The organism is Pseudomonas sp. PLMAX (assembly GCF_046042685.1).
In the GTDB taxonomy this organism is placed as follows: Bacteria; Pseudomonadota; Gammaproteobacteria; order Pseudomonadales; family Pseudomonadaceae; genus Aquipseudomonas; species Aquipseudomonas putida_AE.
In genome coordinates, this window is sequence record NZ_CP064949.1 from 4,284,203 (window position 1) to 4,301,684 (window position 17,482).

The 17,482-nt window shown below is 62.1% G+C and carries 16 protein-coding genes and 1 pseudogene; 4 read left to right on the plus strand and 13 right to left on the minus strand.

Going from position 1 to position 17,482, the window contains the following annotated elements:
• Positions 1–2: 2 nt before the first annotated feature.
• From imuA to DKB71_RS19495, 3 genes are all read right to left on the minus strand, one after another.
• On the minus strand, positions 3–620 hold the full coding sequence (imuA, locus tag DKB71_RS19485; protein ID WP_323606398.1) for a translesion DNA synthesis-associated protein ImuA: 618 nt from the start codon (positions 618–620) through the stop codon (positions 3–5).
• Positions 620–1,237: a transcriptional repressor LexA gene (lexA, locus tag DKB71_RS19490; protein WP_274075902.1), complete on the minus strand. Its 618-nt coding sequence runs from the start codon at positions 1,235–1,237 to the stop codon at positions 620–622. Before lexA ends, imuA begins: the two co-directional genes overlap by 1 nt.
• 118 nt (positions 1,238–1,355) lie before the next feature.
• Positions 1,356–2,306 carry a LysR family transcriptional regulator gene (locus DKB71_RS19495; RefSeq protein ID WP_408596739.1) on the minus strand — a complete coding sequence of 317 codons (951 nt, stop codon included), beginning with the start codon at positions 2,304–2,306 and terminating at the stop codon, positions 1,356–1,358.
• A gap of 103 nt (positions 2,307–2,409) precedes the next feature.
• Between DKB71_RS19495 and DKB71_RS19500 the strand changes: the two genes are divergently transcribed.
• The gene (locus DKB71_RS19500) at positions 2,410–4,152 is read left to right on the plus strand and encodes an amidohydrolase (protein WP_274075900.1); all 1,743 of its coding nucleotides are present in this window, start codon (positions 2,410–2,412) and stop codon (positions 4,150–4,152) included.
• Between the two features lie 126 nt (positions 4,153–4,278).
• Positions 4,279–5,016 carry a TorF family putative porin gene (locus DKB71_RS19505; protein WP_408596741.1) on the plus strand — a complete coding sequence of 246 codons (738 nt, stop codon included), beginning with the start codon at positions 4,279–4,281 and terminating at the stop codon, positions 5,014–5,016.
• Positions 5,017–5,170: 154 nt separating this feature from the next.
• Here DKB71_RS19505 and DKB71_RS19510 read toward each other — a convergent pair whose 3' ends face one another.
• The 9 genes from DKB71_RS19510 to DKB71_RS19550 form a co-directional block, all read right to left on the minus strand.
• Positions 5,171–5,449 carry a DUF971 domain-containing protein gene (locus DKB71_RS19510; protein WP_408596743.1) on the minus strand — a complete coding sequence of 93 codons (279 nt, stop codon included), beginning with the start codon at positions 5,447–5,449 and terminating at the stop codon, positions 5,171–5,173.
• Positions 5,446–6,408: a HEAT repeat domain-containing protein gene (locus DKB71_RS19515; RefSeq protein WP_408596745.1), complete on the minus strand. Its 963-nt coding sequence runs from the start codon at positions 6,406–6,408 to the stop codon at positions 5,446–5,448. The genes DKB71_RS19510 and DKB71_RS19515 overlap by 4 nt, the downstream gene beginning before the upstream one ends.
• Positions 6,405–7,253, minus strand: coding sequence for an ABC transporter ATP-binding protein (locus DKB71_RS19520; RefSeq protein ID WP_408596747.1), 849 nt, complete (start codon positions 7,251–7,253; stop codon positions 6,405–6,407). Before DKB71_RS19520 ends, DKB71_RS19515 begins: the two co-directional genes overlap by 4 nt.
• Complete coding sequence (locus DKB71_RS19525) at positions 7,253–8,035, minus strand: ABC transporter permease (protein WP_408596749.1); 783 nt, start codon at positions 8,033–8,035, stop codon at positions 7,253–7,255. The genes DKB71_RS19520 and DKB71_RS19525 overlap by 1 nt, the downstream gene beginning before the upstream one ends.
• A 135-nt stretch (positions 8,036–8,170) precedes the next feature.
• On the minus strand, positions 8,171–9,577 hold the full coding sequence (locus DKB71_RS19530; RefSeq protein ID WP_408596751.1) for an ABC transporter substrate-binding protein: 1,407 nt from the start codon (positions 9,575–9,577) through the stop codon (positions 8,171–8,173).
• A 236-nt stretch (positions 9,578–9,813) separates the two neighbouring features.
• Entirely contained in the window at positions 9,814–10,059 is a 246-nt protein-coding gene (locus DKB71_RS19535; RefSeq protein ID WP_008060065.1) for a ferredoxin family protein, read from the minus strand.
• Between the two features lie 26 nt (positions 10,060–10,085).
• A complete protein-coding gene (locus DKB71_RS19540; RefSeq protein WP_408596754.1) occupies positions 10,086–11,816 on the minus strand; it encodes a fumarate reductase/succinate dehydrogenase flavoprotein subunit in 1,731 nt (576 codons plus the stop codon).
• Positions 11,813–12,580, minus strand: a complete 768-nt coding sequence (locus DKB71_RS19545; protein WP_408596756.1) for a GntR family transcriptional regulator — start codon at positions 12,578–12,580, stop codon at positions 11,813–11,815. Before DKB71_RS19545 ends, DKB71_RS19540 begins: the two co-directional genes overlap by 4 nt.
• A gap of 179 nt (positions 12,581–12,759) precedes the next feature.
• The gene (locus DKB71_RS19550) at positions 12,760–13,647 is read right to left on the minus strand and encodes a Dyp-type peroxidase (RefSeq protein WP_408596758.1); all 888 of its coding nucleotides are present in this window, start codon (positions 13,645–13,647) and stop codon (positions 12,760–12,762) included.
• 260 nt (positions 13,648–13,907) lie between these two features.
• Here DKB71_RS19550 and DKB71_RS19555 point away from each other — a divergent pair, with 260 nt between their 5' ends.
• Together DKB71_RS19555 and DKB71_RS19560 are read left to right on the plus strand one after the other, a co-directional pair.
• On the plus strand, positions 13,908–15,533 hold the full coding sequence (locus tag DKB71_RS19555) for an NADP-dependent glyceraldehyde-3-phosphate dehydrogenase (RefSeq protein ID WP_408596760.1): 1,626 nt from the start codon (positions 13,908–13,910) through the stop codon (positions 15,531–15,533).
• Between the two features lie 47 nt (positions 15,534–15,580).
• A pseudogene (locus DKB71_RS19560) lies at positions 15,581–15,862 on the plus strand (FUSC family protein); the annotation flags it as partial.
• A 157-nt stretch (positions 15,863–16,019) separates the two neighbouring features.
• Here the strand turns inward: DKB71_RS19560 and DKB71_RS19565 are convergent.
• The gene (locus DKB71_RS19565) at positions 16,020–17,447 is read right to left on the minus strand and encodes an IS1182 family transposase (RefSeq protein WP_408596762.1); all 1,428 of its coding nucleotides are present in this window, start codon (positions 17,445–17,447) and stop codon (positions 16,020–16,022) included.
• Positions 17,448–17,482 lie beyond the last annotated feature (35 nt).

Here is a 17,482-nt window from a genome sequence, read left to right on the forward strand (position 1 = left end):
CCTCAATGCCCCACGGCGAAGGCAATCGGCGCCGAACGGGCCAAGCCGCCCCGGCACTTGAGCACCCGCAACTGTGCCGGCCTGGCATCGATGGCGATGCGCAGGGCCGCTGGCGACGGGTTGATCGCTTCACTGAGCGAGCGATAGGCGAACGCCAGGGTCGAGCCGGTTTCCGCGGCCACCTGCAAGCGGCGCAAGGCGCGGTCATCGGCCTTGTGCGGCCAGCACAGCACCGCGCCGCAACTGCCCGAACGCAGGCACTGTTCCGCCGCCCACAACGCATCGCGCTCGCTGGCCTGGATGATCGACAATTGGCGCAGATCGACCCCGGCGCTCTGCCAGGCCTGGGGATACGGCACATACGGCGGCGCCACCAGGACGATGCGTTCGCCCGCCGCCGACAGCCGCGCCAGCGCCGGCCACACCAGTTGCAATTCGCCCACACCCTGCCCGGCCAGGAGGATTTCCGTCAGGGCCGCCTCCGGCCAGCCGCCCGTGGGCAACGCCGCATCCAGCGCGGCATGCCCGGTGGGTTGCGGGCTGACGGCCGGCGGCGCAGGTCGGCCTCGCCAGACCTGGCCGCCATTGAACAGCGTATCCAGCGCAACGACGGCACCCATCAGCCTTGCCTCACCAGGCCGCAGAACACCCCTTCGATGGCCAGGTCTCGATCACTTTCGACGATGATCGGCTGATAGGCCGGGTTGCGCGGCAACAGGCGAACCCGATCGCCGACCCGTTCGAAGCGCTTGATGGTGACTTCGCCGTCGAGGCGCGCCACGACGATCTGGCCGTTCAGCGCCTCGGGGCTGCGGTGCACGCCCACCAGGTCGCCGTCGAGAATGCCATCCTCGATCATCGAGTCGCCGCGCACCCGCAGCAGGTAGTCCGGCACCCGGGAGAACATCGACGGATCGAACAGCAAACGGCTGTGGACCTCGGCATCGGCACCGATCGGCGCACCGGCCGCCACCCGGCCGAGTACCGGGATGTCCAGCAGCTCAGGGCGCGGCGGCTGCCCGAGCAGGCGAATGCCCCGGGCCTGATGCGGGTTGACCTCGATAAACCCGGCTTCGGTCAGCGCCAGCACATGCTTGCGCGCCACGCTGCGGGAGGCGAAACCGAACGCCTCGCTGATTTCAGCGAGGCTCGGGGACTGACCGTGCTCGGCGATACGTTCGCGGATGAAGGTCAGGATGGCGGTACGGCGGGGAGTCAGGGTCGTCATGGAGTACATTTGTACTCCTGTGTGAATTATCTGACAAGCACCTGTGTGTAGGAGCTGACGAGTGAAACGAGGCTGCGATCTTTTGATCTTGCTCTCTAAAACAAAATCAAAAGATCGCAGCCTCGTTTCACGAGACAGCTCCTACAGGGGGAATCACGGGTACGCCCAAACCACGGGACGCCAGGAAACCTGCGATGTAATCGATGAACGCCAGCACCTTGGCCGTGGCCCGTCGATGGCTGGGGTACACCGCCAGGATGTGCGGGCCGAAGCTGTCCGGGTCTATGTCGTAGTCGGCCATCAACCGCACCAGCTGGCCATCGGCGATGTACGGCGCCGCGCTCCACAAGGGCGTATGCAGCAGGCCGCGTCCGGCCAGGGCATTGGCTAGCAGCAGGTCGTAGTTGTCGCTGCGCAGGCGTGGTGCCTGAGGCTGCGGCAGGCTCAGGCGCTGGCCGTCGCGCTCGACCCACCAGAATTCGCGACTGAGCAACGGATGCCAATACAGCAACCAGTCATGCTCGTCGAGGGTTTGCGGGGTGACCGCCTGCCCCTTGCGTTCGAGGTATTGCGGGCTCGCGCACAGCGCCAGGCAATTGCTGCCGACCACGCGCGCGATCAACCCCGGCAAGTCGTCGTGCCCTTCGCGCAAGGCCAGGTCATGGCCGCTCTCCAGCAGATTGACGAAGTCGTCGCACAGGTCCACCTGCAGGTTGATCTGCGGGTACTGGTCAAGAAAACCGCCACATACCTGATCGAGGAAGGCCTGCCCATAGGCCAGCGGCGCGGTGATTTTCAGGCTGCCGCGCAAACCATGCTGCAATTGCTCGATCTCCTCGCCGGCCTCGTCCAGTCGCTGCAACACCTGGCGCGCAGTTTCAAGGTACAGCCGCCCGGATTCCGTGAGCAGGATCCGCCGGGTGCTGCGCTCGAACAAACGCGCGCCGAGTTCCGCCTCCAGGTGGTTGACCGCTTTGGTCAGCGCCGACGGGGTTTTGCCCAATTGCTCGGCGGCGCGGCTGAAGCTGCCCAGTTGCGCCGTGACCACGAACATTTTCAGTGCACCCAGCTTGTCCATACTTTTTCCATTCAGGCAAAAACGTTTTTCGTGAGTGAGGCGTTCTACCGAGCGCGGCAAGCCACTAATCTGGCCATCAGACGCAATAACAAGGAAACATTCAATGAAAAGATTCATCCCGAATCTGTTGATGGTGGCAGTCAGTTTTGCCTCGTTGGAAGCCATGGCAGCGACCGACCTGGTGCTGTTCAACGGCAAGATCTTCACCGCCGACCGCAACCAGCCCAAGGTTCAGGCACTGGCGGTACAGGATGGCAAGGTGTTGCAAGTGGGCAGCGATGCCCAGATCAAGGCCCTGATCGAGTCGGGCACCCAAGTCATCGACCTGGGCGGCAAGACCCTGATGCCCGGCCTGATCGACAGCCACTCCCACGCGATTTTCGGGGGCCTGGAAATGGTCTCGGCCAACATGGCAGACGAGGTGGTCGAACTCGACGAACTGGAAAAACGCCTGCGCGCCTGGCGTGACGACGGCAAGGCCAAGCATGGCGATGTCCTCAGCGTGGCCGGCATGAGTTCGGCTTACTGGGCCCAGGCCGAAGCGCTGGGCAAAAAATTCAACAGCGGCGAATGGGCCGACGTCGGCGTGGTATTCACCGGCAGCGACCACCACACGGCCTGGGCCAACAACGTGATGCTCAAGCGGGGCGGCATCGATGCCGCGCTGCTCAAAACCCTGCCAGACGCCGAGAAAGACACCATCGGCAAACTCGCCGACGGCAGCCCCAACGGCTTCCTGGTGGACGCCGGGTGGGACCGGGTGGCCTCGAAAATGCCATCGCCGAGTGCCGCCGACATGTTGAAAGCGGCGCAAACCGCCGTGAGTTACAACAACAGCCTCGGCATCACCGCCTGGATGGACCCCGCCGCCAACGCTGCGCCCGGCGAGCCGGTTTTCGCCCTCAAACCCACGGAGAAAACCGTCGGCGTGCTGCCGGTGTACAAGGCCCTGTCAGAAAGTGGCGGCATGACCGCCCACGTCGCCGCGCTGCTGGTGGCCAACGGCAAGAGCGTTCCGGCCGATCTCGACACCCTCGACAAGGTCCGTCAGCAATTCCAGGGCATTCCCAACCTTACGCTGCCCGGCATCAAGATCTTCGCCGATGGCGTGATCGAGTACCCGGCACAAAGCGCAGCGATGATCGACCCCTATACCAACTCGCACAAACCGGGCGAACTGCTGATCGATCCGAAGCACTTCGGTGAGCTGGTCAGCGCCATCGATCAGCGCGGCTGGCTGGTGCACATCCACGCCATCGGCGACCGTGCGGTGCGCGAATCGCTGAACGGCATTGCCCAGGCGCGCAAGGACCGGCAGAGCGGCGTTCCCCACTCCATCACCCACTTGCAGATCGTCAACCCGAAAGAGTTCGCCCGCTTCAAACCCCTCGACGTCATCGCCTCGATGCAACTGCTCTGGGCCAGCGCCGACGACTACACCACGGACATGATCAAGCCGTACGTCAGTGCCCAGGCGTTCCGTTACCAGTACCCGGCGCACTCGCTGCTCACACAGGGCGCGACCCTTTCCGGGGCCAGCGACTGGCCGGTGTCCACGCCGAACCCGTTCAACGCCATGGCCCAGGCCATGACCCGGGTCGGTCCATTGGGCGTGCTCAACGCCGAGGAGCGCATCGACCGCGAAACCATGCTCTATGCCTACACCCTCAACGCCGCCCGCACCATTGGCCTGGACAAACAGATCGGCTCGCTGAGCGCCGGTAAACAGGCCGACTTCATCGTGGTCGACCGCGATGTATTCAGCGTCGACGAAAAAGCCCTGCACGACACCCAGGTGCTGCAGACCTGGTTCGCCGGTCGGCAGGTCTACGCAGCAACCCTCTAACAAAATCCTGCAACACCCCTTCTGCCCGACCTCGTGTTTTACGACACGAGGCCCGGCGCAGCCTTGCTTGAAATCTGCCCATAACAATCCTGCCCTTAACAATAAAAAGCAACGGGACGTACCCCCATGAAAGCTTTCACCCTGTTCGCCCTCGGTTCCTTGAGTTTGCTGCCCTTGTGCAGCCAGGCCGTGCCCTTGAACGATGATTTCTCCTTGCTGCTGGACGTGACCCTGGCCAGCGACTACCGCACCCGCGGCATCTCGCAAACCCAGAATGACCCCGCCTTGCAAGCCGGTGCCACCCTGGCGCACAGCAGCGGCCTGTACCTGGGCGCGTGGACGTCCAACGTCGATTTTGGCTACGGCCTGAAGACCCGGCAGGAAGTCGATTACTACGCCGGTTGGTTCTGGGAGGCCACAGACGCCATCAACCTCGACCTGGGTTATCTCAAGTATTCGTATCCGAAAGAGAGCCAGTTCAATCAGAGCGAGGTCTACGGGATTCTCAGCGTCTATGGGGTGAAACTCGGCGCCTATTATTCCGACGATGCACCGGGCATCGACAGCGAGCAGAACTCGCTCTACAGCTATGTCGGCTACGAGACCGAATTGCCCTACGACACCGGCCTGAAACTGCGCTACGGCTTGATGGACTTCAAAGACCCGCACCTGTATTCGAGCTCGGGTGAAGCCGAGGATTCGTACCGGGAGTGGGAGGTCAAGCTGACCCACGAACTGGCGGGTGTGATACTGGGCCTGAGCTATATCGACACCGATTTGTCCAAGAGCCAATGCACCAGCAACTGGGGCTTCGACGACGTGTGCAGCGCGACGGTGGTGGCAAGCATCAGCAAATCCTTCTGAATGCCCACTCTGTAGTTGGCCTTTGAATCTTGTGCTGAATTTGAGATTGCCTTCGCTGGCAAGCCAGCTCCTACAGGGACCCAGGTGACCACATTATTGGTGGCAACACCGATAAATTGTAGGAGCTGGCTTGCCAGCGAAAGCGGCATTCCATTCACCGACCAAGCCCGGCGAGGTAAGCCCACGGGTAGATCCCGCGTTCGTGGCCGTCACTGAATACCAACTGCAACCCATACCCCTGGGCATTCACCTCGACCAGCCGAACACGGTCGTCCACCAACGGCGTCATCCCCCGCAATCGAAACGCCCGGCACTGCGAACACGGGCACTGCCGGCGCAACTCTGCGTGATTGAGCAACTGCTCGCGGCCATCCGGCCAGTTCAAGCGCAGTTGTTGTTTGCTTTGGGAATTGCCCACCGCCACCGGGTTCATTGCAGCTGACTCAGGGCAATGCGCACCGCCTTGCGCACTTCCGGATCGCCATCGTCCTGCGCCGCCTGCAACGGCGCGATGGCGCCTTTATCGTTCAACTCGCCGAGGGCCAGGGCGGCTTCCTTGCGCAGGTTGCTGATGCGGTGGCCAAGGGTGTCGATCAGCGCGTCTAAAGCCTGGGCGTAACGCAAACGACCCAGGCTGCGGGTCGCGCGCAGGCGCACTTGCCAGTAATCGTCGCTCAAGGCTTGGACCAATGCCGGGCCGGCGTCAGCGTGCCCAACCTTGCCCAGGGTGGTGGCGGCTTCCTCGCGCACTTGCCAGGCCTGGTCCTGCAAGGCCTGGCGCAGGGCCGGCAGCACCTGCGCGTCGGACGCCAGGCCGAGGGCGCCGGTGGCGGCGCGGCGCACTTCGGTGTCCGGGTCGGCGCTGGCCAGGCGCGCCAGGGCCGGCAAGGCGTCGAGCTGTTTGAGCCAGCCCAGCACACCCACCGCTTCACGGCGGACATTGGCGTCCTGATCGCCCAACGCCAACAGCGCCGCCGTAGCCGCCTGTGGATAGCGCAATTCGCGCAAGGCCCTGAACGCAGCGATGCGCACGCCGATGTCGGCATGCCCGGTCCACGGCAGGATCACCCGGCCCGCCGCTTCGCTCTTGAGCAGGCTGAGGCTTTGCGCGGCAGCAGTTTGCACCGTGGCGGATGGATCGGTCAGCGCCTGGCACAGCGCCTCGACCACGGGTTCATCTTCCCAGGCCTCCAGCAAGCGTGCGGCTTCGGCACGGACCTCTTCGGCCGGGTCCTCAGCCAGTCGATTGACCAGCCACAGCAGGCCATCCGGCTCTTCCAGGTCGGCCAGTTCGATCAATGCAATGCGGCGCACGCCGGCATCGTCATCGGTCAGTCGCGGTTGCAGGGCGAGAATGTCGTCGTTGTCGGTTACATCGAATAGTGAGGTCATAGGGCAAATCGCGGCAGTTTGTTTTCAGGGGGCAGTCCGAGAGGGTTCAGGCGCGGTAATTGCCGACCGTCTTCGTGACGCAATAATTCGAGGCAGTGTCGCTTCAAGCGGGAAAACTCATGGCTGGTCACCAGTTCGCTCGTGCGTGGCCGGGGGAATTCCAGGCGCAAGTCTTCGATGATCCGCCCGGGACGCGAACTCATGACGAGCAGGCGGTCAGCGAGGAACAGCGCTTCGTCGATGTCATGGGTGACAAAGACCACGGTGGTGCGGATGCGCGTCCAGATGTCCAGCAACAGCTCCTGCATGTTCAGGCGGGTCAGGGCATCGAGGGCGCCAAAGGGCTCGTCCATGAGCAACAGCCGTGGCCGATTGACCAGCACCCGGGCGATTTCCACCCGCTGCTGCATGCCACCGGAGAGCTGATCCGGCCAGCGCTCGGCGAAGTCTTGCAGGCCCACCAGGGCGAGGATTTCGTCGGCGGCCCGGTGCCGTTCTGATTTGCCGACACCGCGCATTTTCAGGCCGAAAGCCACGTTGTCGCGCACGGTTCGCCAGGGGAACAGCGTGTGATGCTGGAACACCATGCCGCGTTGCGGCGACGGTCCCGAGACTTTTGCACCGTCGACATTCAGGGTCCCGGTGTACGTTGTCAGATGCCCGGCCAGTGCGCCGAGCAAGGTGGACTTGCCGCAACCGGACGGCCCGAGGATGCACACGAACTGCCCCGGTTCGATCAGACAGTCCAGGCCCTGCACGGCTTCGAATGCTGCACTGCCCTCGCCCAGGCTGATCGACAAAGCGCGGATATCGATACGCCCTTCAGGCTGTTGAAAAACGCTCATCAGGCTTTTCCTCGTGGTCGGTGCCAGGGCGTGAACACGCCGCCCAGGCGTTTGATCAGCAGGCTGCTGCCCATCCCGAGTACGCCGATCAGCAGCATGCCGACCACGATGTCGGGGTAGTTCTGGATGGTGTAGGACTCCCAGGTGTAATAACCGATGCCGTATTGGCCGGAGATCATCTCGGCCGTCACCAGGCAGAACCACGAGGTGCCCATGCCAATGGCCAGGCCGGTGATGATGCTCGGCGCGGCGCCCGGCAGGATCACTTCGAGCAACATCGCCCGACGCCCTGCCCCGAGGCTTTTCGCCGAGGCGATCAACCGTGGGTCGACGCCTTCGACGCCGTGCACGGTATTGAGCAGGATCGGGAACAAGGCGCCGGTAAAGGTGATGAAGACCATCGACAGCTCGGACGAGGGAAACATCAGGATCGCCAGGGGAATCCAGGCCACGGCGGGGATTGGGCGCAGTACTTCCAGGGGTGGCAGCAACAAATCTTCGGCCCACTTCGAGCGGCCGATGGCCAGGCCCAGGGCAACGCCGATGACCAGGGCAGCGAAGTAACCGGCAAATACCCGGCTGAGGCTGCTGCCCAGGTGCCGGGCGAGCTTGCCGGAGTCGCCGAGGCCCAGCGCCGCTTCAATGACGGCCACGGGGGTGGGGACGTTGGCGAAGGTCACCAGGCCAAGGTTCCAGTGTTGGCTGGCGGCGACGTGCCAGAACAGCAGGCAGAGCAGCAGTGAGGCGGCTCGGGGGATCCAACGTGCATATGATCGGTACACAATTCTTCCTCTCAACCCTGAACCCTGTGGGAGCGGGCTTGCTCGCGAATACGGTCTGACTTTCAACACTGATGTCGACTGACCCACCGCTTTCGCGAGCAAGCCCGCCCCCACATTGATTGAGGTGTTCTGCAGTTAGCGGGCGGCCACGGCCTGGGTAGTGGCGTCGGTGAAATCGAACACCTTGCCGCCCTGTGCCGTGGCGAATTGTTGGGCCTGGCCTTTGAGCAGGAGTGCACTCAGACGCCCCTTGGCATCACTGGCAAACCACGCCTGGTCCGCCAGCAACTTGATCCCGCTGTCAGCGGCCTGGGCATACACCGCGCGGATGTTCTTGCCTTCCTGCTTCAGCGCGGCCAGCGCGGTGAATGCCGCTTGCGCCGAAGCGTACTGACGGACTTTCGGCTCGCCGCGCACCCAGATCTCGGCCACATGGCTGAAGTCGGTGATGGCTTCGCCGCTGGAGGCATCGACGGTTTTAAGCGGCGTCTGCTGGTAGTTCGCAAGCTGCGCGTTGTAGTCCAGGTTCGAGGCCTTGAACGCGGCGCGGATGTACTGGTCGTCGATGAAGGTATTCAGGTCGAGCCCGCGATCGGCTTTCTTCAACAACTTAAGGGTGTCGATAGCGGTGCCGACGGCCTGGCGGTATTCAGGTTTCCAGGTAAGGTCGCGAGTCTGTACGCCGAGGGGGCCGTGGAACAGGTAGTTGACCTCGGCGTCGACCCCGGTGACCTTGGCGATCAGTTCGCTGTACTTCTCAGGCTCAGCGGCGAGTAGCTGATTGGCTTCGAGGCTGGCGCGCAGGTAGGCGACGACGACTTCCGGGTATTTCTTCGCATAGGCCTGGTCGACCAGCGCCCCGTGGAAGGTCGGCGCGCCGGCTTGGGAACCGTCGTAGATCTTGCGGGCAAAACCTCGGCTCGGGAACAGTTCGGCGAACGGCACGAAGTCGGCATGGGCCTCGATCTTGCCGGCCTGCAACGCGGAACCGGCGACTTCCGGCGGCTGGGCAATGATGTTCACGTCCTTGAGCGGGTCCCAGCCCTGGGCCGCCACCGCGCGCAGCAACATGCCATGGGCGGTGGACGCAAACGGCACGGAGATGGTCTTGCCCTTGAGCTCGGCCAGCGATTGCACACCCGAGGCGCTCGGCACCACGATGCCGTTGCCACTGCCCTGGGTGCTGCCCGACAGCACGCTGATGAACAGGCTGTGCTTGCCGGCGGTTTCAAACGCCACGCCGTTGAATGAACCAGGGAAGTCGGCCATGGCGCCAAAGTCGAGCTTGCCGGCGACCATCTCGTTGGTCAGCGGCGCGCCACTGGTGAAGTTCTTCCACTCGATGTCGTACTGGGCGTCTTTGTACTGGCCGTCGTGGGGCAGGTATTTGTCCAGCAGGCCCAGCTCGCGAATCAACAGGCCGCCGGCGGCGCAGTTGATGGTGGTGTCCTGGGTGCCGATGGCAATGCGGATGGTTTCGGCCTGGGCCGACAAGGTGAATGAAGCCAGTACCAGACCGGCAATCGCTGCACGTAAGAGCATGAGTGTTTCCCCTCGAATCATTTATAGGATGTTCGTCTCCGCCACGATCAGGGCGTGGTGGGAAACGAGGGGTGTCTTGAAGCAAGCGTCCGGGGGTGGCCGGATGGCGTTTTGATTTGTCTGTACGCGATCCCCTGTGGGAGCGGGCTTGCTCGCGAAAGCGTCCTTTCAGTCAATGGAGATGCCAGCCATGCCGGCGTCTTCGCGAGCAAGCCCGCTCCCACATTGATTGTGTTTCAACGCAGCAAATAAGGGATGTCCACTTTCACCGCCCCCGTCGGGCAGTCCTTTTCACAGGGCATGCAGTACCAGCATTCATCAAAGGCCATGTAGGCCTTTTGCGTGGCCGGGTTGATCGCCAGCAGGTCCATAGGGCAGACGTCGACGCACACGGTGCAGCCTTTGTGGGCGATGCACAGGTCCTCATCGACGGTGACCGGTGCATTGGAGCGAAAGAATATTTCCTGGGGTTGGTAGGCCATTTCACGGTCTCTCTCTAGTGTCATGCTCAAGCCGCATCGGCACCGACCCGCAACCGGTCGTAGGCCTGCATTTCATCGGCGTCCAGCGGGATGATGTAAGGCTCGACGGCTTTCTTGAAACTGGTCATCAGGCCGTTTTCACCCTTCTTCAGGTGGCAGTGGCAGAACCATTCGCTGTCGTTGCGCTGCGGATGATCGACCCGGTAGTGGTAAAGCCCCCAGCGACTTTCGGCGCGGAACAGCGAAGCGCGGGCGGCCATTTCGGCGCAGTCGCGGATCATGCTGACTTCCATGGCACGCATCAGCTCATGGGCGTTATGGGCCTTGATCTGATCGAGGTCGCGCTGGATGTCGCTGAAGCGTTGCAGGCCGATCTGCATCTTCCTGGTCACTTTCGGCGGCTGCAGGTAATCGTTGACGAAGCGGCGCAGCTTGTACTCGACCTGGGCGGGTGGCAGACCGTGTTCGCGATCAAGGGGCGCATAGACCCGCTGTTTCTCGATTTCGATCTGCTCGGCATCCAGCGCTGAAAACTCGCGGCCGGCGACGAAGTCCGCCGCATTGTTGCCGGCAAACCAGCCATAGGTGAACGCACCGAGCATGTAGTTGTGCGGCACCGCGGCCATGTCACCCGCCGAATACAGGCCCTTGACCGACGTCTCGGCCTTCTCGTTGACCCACACCCCCGACGCCGAATGCCCGCTGCAAAAGCCGATTTCGGAGATGTGCATCTCGACCATCTGCGTGCGGTAATCGGTGCCGCGATTGGCGTGGAACTGACCGCGGCTCGGCCGCTCGTTGCTGTGCAGGATCTCTTCGATGTTCTGGATGGTTTCCTCGGCCAGGTGATCGAGCTTGAGGAACACCGGGCCGTTGCCGCTTTCCAGTTCCTGGTGGAACTCCCACATCATCTGCCCGCTCCAGTAGTCGCACTCGATGAAGCGCTCGCCCTTGTTGTTGGCGGTGTAGCCGCCCAAGGGGCCGGTGACGTAGGCGCAGGCCGGGCCGTTGTAGTCCTTGATCAGCGGGTTGACCTGGTAGCATTCCAGGTTCGCCAGTTCCGCCCCGGCGTGGTACGCCATGGCGTAACCGTCGCCGGCATTGGTCGGGTTTTCGTAGGTGCCCATCAGGTACCCCGAGGACGGCAGACCCAGGCGCCCGGCGGCGCCGCAGGCGAGGATCACCGCCTTGGCCTTGATCACATGGAAGTCGGCTGTTCGGCAATCGAACCCCATCACGCCGTTGACCGCCCCCTCGCTGTCAGTCAGCAAGCGGGTGCAGACCAGGCGGTTGGTGATGCTCACCCGGGCCCGTTTCAACTGCCGGTAGAGCACTTTCTTGATGTCATGCCCTTCCGGCATCGGCAGCACATAGGCGCCCATGTGGTGGACCTTTTTCACCGCATAATCACCGGTTTCGTCCTTCTCGAACTTCACGCCCCAGCGGTCCAGTTGCTCGATGGTCTCGAAACTGTGGGTGGCGTAGGCATACACCGCGGCCTGATTGACGATGCCGTCGTTGGCGATGGTGATTTCCTTGGTGTACTGCTCCGGTGTCGAGTGGCCGGGAATGATCGCGTTGTTCAGGCCGTCCATGCCCATGCTGATCGCGCCGCTGCGCTTGACGTTGGCCTTGTCGATCAACAACACGCGCAGATCGCGGTTGCGCTCCTTGGCCTTGATCGCCGCCATGGGCCCCGCGGTGCCGCCGCCGATCACGACGATGTCGTATTCCTGTTCCAGTGTCGTTCGGGTCATGCCTGATCCCCTTTTTGCCGGTCGATCCGCAGGCGGTACTGGAAGGCATCGCCACGGTAGTAAAGGTGTTCGAAGTCCACTGGGTGACCTTCGGCGTCGTGGGTCAGGCGCTCGATGCGCATGATCGGCGAGCCGGCCTCGACGTTCAGCGCCTGGGTCAGGTCGCTGTCGGCCAGCACCGCGTCGATGGCGAGGTCGGCGTGACCCAGGGCCAGGCCGCAGTCGTTTTCCAGGATCAGGAAGATGTCGCGGGTGACCAGGTCAGCCTTCTCCAGGCGTTCGCCAAGGGCTTTGGGCAGGTAGGTGATTTCCAGCGAAATCGGCTCGCGGTTGATCAGCCGTACCCGCTTGATCTGCGCCACGGTCTCGCCTTCGGCAACCTGCAAGCGTTCGGCGACCAGCTTGTCGGCGGCGATGAATTTGAAGCTGCGCAGGCGGTTGATCACCTCATAACCGCGACCGGTCATGGACTCGGCCAGGCCTTGCAAGGTGCTGACGTTCTGGAAGGTTTTCGGCTTGGCGACGAAGGTGCCCTTGCCATGGATCTTGAAGATCAGCCCTTCCTTCTGCAGATCGCCGAGGGCCTGGCGCACCGTGATGCGGCTGACCTTGAACAGCGTGCCGAGCTCGCTTTCGGAAGGCATCTGGCTGTCCTGCGGGTATTCACCGTCGAGGATGCGCGCACGGAGGATGTCGCGCAGCTGGGTGTGCAGCGGGACACTGCTGTGTGAAAGAGGGCTGAGGGATAGAACGTTATCGGTCATGATGATCACTTGTCATAACGAGTTATGACGTGATCTTATGGTTCTAAGTACGGGGATGAGAAATACCGTTTGAGCATAAGGTTAGATTCACTGTAGGAGCTGGCTTGCCAGCGAAGGCGGTATGCCTGACTCACCGCCTCGCCCTATTCGCCGGCAAGCCGGCTCCTACAGATAATGTCTCAGCCGATGCGCAGCGCGCGCATGTCGAGATGACCATCCTTCAACGGCGGGCACCAATAATAGCCGCCAGTGATCGGCCGGCTGATGCGATACAAACCATCGGTAATCCCGTCCTCCAGCCCACTCATACGCCGCAGCTGAACCTCGAAGGCATCAAGGGAAAAACCGAAGGCCAGGAACATCAGCCCGGCGCGGTCGCCTTCGATCCACGGCATCGAGCGGCGGACCACGAACGCCTCAGGGGCAAAGCTCTCCTGGGCGGTGCGTTTGACGTGGGCAGAGATCGGTGCGTCGTCGAGTTCTTCGTTATCGCTCAGACGACGGCCCATGATGTCATCCGTCTCATGGGACGGCATCGCGCGAAAGCCCTTGAGGTCATGCTGCCACTGCTGCAGCGCGGCAAAACTGCCACCCACCGTGCCCTCGACGCCCGCCCCCACCAGCGCGGCGGCCGCGGCGGCTTCGTCACGGGGGTTTTCGGTGCCGTCTTCGTAGCCGGTCAGGTCATGGCCGTCACGGTGACGGAAACCCTCGGTGAATTGCACCAGGCGCAGGGCGGGCGCCAAGGCCGCCTCGAAGGCGTGGCTGCGGTTGAGCAGTTCGCCACGGTCGGTACCGTGCAACCAGCACCACAGCGCCTGTTGCGTCGACGGGTTATCGACACCGACACCGGCCAGCGCCGGAAACGGCCGCAAGCCTTCGATATGCCCGTCGAGGGCCTTGACCAGGGACTCACCGAAACCGACCACCGCCGATTTGCCGTCCACCAGTTGCATCAGCTTGTCCAGCGCAGCCGGCAGTGCAGCCACCGATTCCAGGGCGAAAAACATATGACGAGCGAGAGGCGGAACAGGGGTGGCGAGGATGCCCGGCTGGTAGTGACTCATGTGAACTCCTTATGAAAGAGCGCGAAGTTTAACCTCGACACCCGCCATTGTGTGCTCCCAGGTCAAAAGATCGCGTTTCACCCAACGCCGTTTGCGGTCTACGCTTGAAGCACAACAACCACAGCTTCACCCCCTCTATTCTGCCCATCAGCGCTCGATTGCAGCTAAAACACCGCATCAACAAGGCGTATAACCCTTGAACCGGATTCTTCAACGGCTAGCCATAAGCGCACGGCTGACACTACACACGGGGTAGCGACATGACCACAGCACAGATCCTTGGCAACCTGTTTCCCGATGCCGCCAGCATCCCGGAAAAATACCGTCTCGACGGCCCGACCGAACAACGTGAGTACCTGGTCGACGGCGTCCTCAAGACCTGGCCAGGTCCCCTCGCCCAGGTCCGCAGCCCGGTGTACCTCGCCGGACCCGGCGGCGATGAACAAGTCATCCTCGGCAGCACGCCGCTGCTGGATGCCGCCACCGCCCTGACCGCCCTCGATGCCGCGGTGCGCGCCTATGATCGCGGCCAGGGTTTGTGGCCGACCATGCGCGTGGCCGAGCGCATCCAGCACGTCGAAACCTTCCTCGGCCACATGCGCGAACAGCGCGACGCGGTGGTCAAGTTGCTGATGTGGGAAATCGGCAAGAACCTCAAGGACTCGGAGAAGGAATTCGACCGCACCTGCGACTACATCGTCGACACCATCAACGCCCTCAAGGAACTCGACCGTCGCTCCAGCCGCTTCGAGCTGGAACAGGACACCCTCGGCCAGATCCGCCGCGTACCGCTGGGCGTGGCGCTGTGCATGGGGCCCTACAACTATCCGCTGAACGAAACCTTCACCACGCTGATCCCGGCGCTGATCATGGGCAACACCGTGGTGTTCAAGCCGGCCAAGCTTGGCGTTCTGCTGATTCGCCCATTGCTCGAGGCCTTCCGCGACAGCTTCCCGGCCGGGGTGATCAACGTGATCTACGGCAGCGGGCGCGAGACGGTCAGTGCGCTGATGGCCAGCGGCAACATCGACATCTTTGCCTTCATCGGCACCAACAAGGCCGCCAGCGACCTGAAGAAACTGCATCCAAGGCCCCATCGCCTGCGTGCGGCGCTGGGACTCGATGCGAAGAACCCCGGTATCGTCCTGCCGGAGGTAGACCTGGACAACGCGGTCAACGAAGCCGTCACCGGCGCCCTGTCCTTCAACGGCCAGCGTTGCACCGCGTTGAAGATTCTGTTTGTCCATGAAGACGTAGTCGATGCCTTCATCGAGAAATTCAACGCCAAGCTCGCCACGCTCAAGCCCGGCATGCCCTGGGACAGCGGCGTGGCCCTGACGCCGCTGCCGGAGTCATCCAAGGTCGATTACCTGCATTCACTGGTGGCCGACGCCGAAAGCAAGGGCGCCAAAGTGGTGAACCCCCATGGCGGCGAGGCCCGCGCGTCGTTCTTCTACCCTGCCGTGCTGTACCCGGTGACGCCGCAGATGCGGGTCTACCAGGAAGAGCAATTCGGCCCGGTGGTGCCGATCGTGCCCTATCGCCATCTGGACACGGTGATCGATTACGTCCTCGAATCGGACTTCGGCCAGCAACTGAGCATCTTCGGCACCAACCCGGTGGCGGTCGGCCGACTGGTCGATACCTTCGCCAACCAGGTCGGGCGCATCAACCTCAACGCCCAATGTCAGCGCGGCCCGGACACCTACCCGTTCAACGGCCGGAAAAATTCCGCCGAGGGCACCTTGTCGGTCCATGACGCCCTAAGGGTGTTTTCGATCCGCACGCTGGTGGCGACCAAGTTCCAGGAGACCAACAAGGATCTCATCAGCGAGATCATCAGCGGCCGCAGTTCCAGCTTCCTGACCACTGATTACATCTTCTGAGGAGAGCGAACCTGAGCGCATCCACGGCCCTTCGCCTGCCACCGCTGCTGCGTCGGTTACTGCGTCCGTTGCTGGACCCGTACCGGCGCTATCGCCATGCGCGGATGATCCATGCGGTACGCGTGTCGCTCGGGTTACTGGCGTCGATCCTGCTGACCACCGGCATCCACCTGCCCCACGGCGAGTGGGCCTCGGTGACGATGCTGGTGGTGATCGGCGGCTTGCAGCACCATGGCAACATCGGTAAAAAAGCCGCCGAGCGCGCCATCGGCACCCTGGTCGGGGCTGCTGTCGGCCTGGTGCTGGTCGTGCAACAGGCCTGGCTCGGCCCAGAGTGTGTAAAAACTGATTCAAGCATGGTCGGCGCGTAGCGCCGACGGTGGTTGGCTGGCTAATTACACCTAAAGTGCTCTCCGTAGCTCCATTACGCTTCAATGCCACTCGTAGGGCTTCTCTGCTCGTCCATCGAGCAAAACAGGAGCCCTTTCAGGCCGTCAACGCTTTCATCAGGTTCTGCGCACCGAGGATTTTCATCACTCGCTTCAAGTTGTAAGCGAGCACATTCAAACTCATTTCGGTGCTCACTCCGGCAAGCCGTCGGGTCAAAAAGTGTGTCGCACCCATCCATTGTTTGAGCGTCCCGAAGGGATGCTCGACGGTCTGCTTGCGGATGCTCATCATCTGCGGCGTATTGGCCAGGCGAACCTGCATTTCCTCCAGCACAGTTTCATGTTCCCAGCGACGTATCTTTCGCTCTCTGGCCGGAGTGCATTGCGCCTTGATCGAACAGGACCGGCAGTTAGAGCTCCAGTAACTGTTCAACGTCCTGCCATTATCGACGTAAGAGTTGCGCCAGATCAGCGCTTCATGGGCTGGGCAGACGTACACATCGTTATCCGCGTCGTAAACAAATTCATTATTGCCGAAGCGACCTTCGTATTTGGCGCGCGAGCTCAGCGTCTTCGGTACATAAGCACTAATCCCTGCCTCGTGGCAGGCAAGGATCTCCCCGCTTTTGTAATACCCTCGGTCAGCCACCACCGACAACGATTGGAGTTTCATCGCCTCACGGGCCTGCAGCGCCATTGAACTGAGCTGATCACGGTCGTGACCCTCATTGGTCACCTCGTGCGCGACGATCAGATGGTGCTTGGTATCGACCGCCGCTTGGACGTTGTAACCCACGATGCCTTTGCCGCTCGTCATCATGGAGCGCGCGTCCGGGTCGGTCAGTGAGACCTGTTTGTCCGGCGACGCCTCAAGCTGTATTTCAATCGCTTGAAGCGCCTTCATCTGCTCCTTCAGTTTGGCGATTTTCTCCTCCAGCCCCCCTTTGGGCCCTGAAGGCTTGGTCTCTTCTCGATCAGCCGCATCCAGCGCCTTCAGATAATGGGCAATGCTCGATTCGATTTCTTCCATCCGACGCTTCAGCTTGGCGCTGGTGAAATTGCGGTCGCGGTGGTTCACCGCCTTGAATTTACTGCCGTCGATCGCAACGAGGTTTTCCGAGAAAAGCCCCAGTTGCTGACACAGCACGACAAACTGCCGACAGACGCCTCGAATGGCCTTGCCGTTGTCTTTGCGAAAGTTGGCGATGGTCTTGAAGTCCGGCATCAGCCGACCGGTAAGCCACATCAGTTCGACGTTGCGCTGCGCCTCGCGCTCAAGGCGCCGGCTCGACTGGATGCGATTGAGATAGCCGTAGATGTAGATCTTCAGCATGACTGCGGGGTGGTAAGCCGGTCGGCCCGTTTCAGCAGGGACGGCGCTTTGAAAACCCAAGGCGATCAGGTCGAGTTCATCCACGAAGACATCGACAACACGCACAGGATTGGTGTCGCTGACGTAATCGTCCAGGCTCTCGGGGAGCAAGGTACTTTGACCTCGGTGTTCACCTTGAATAAAGCGTTTCATGGGCAACCCTTGCGATGAAATCCTGGGGAATCATA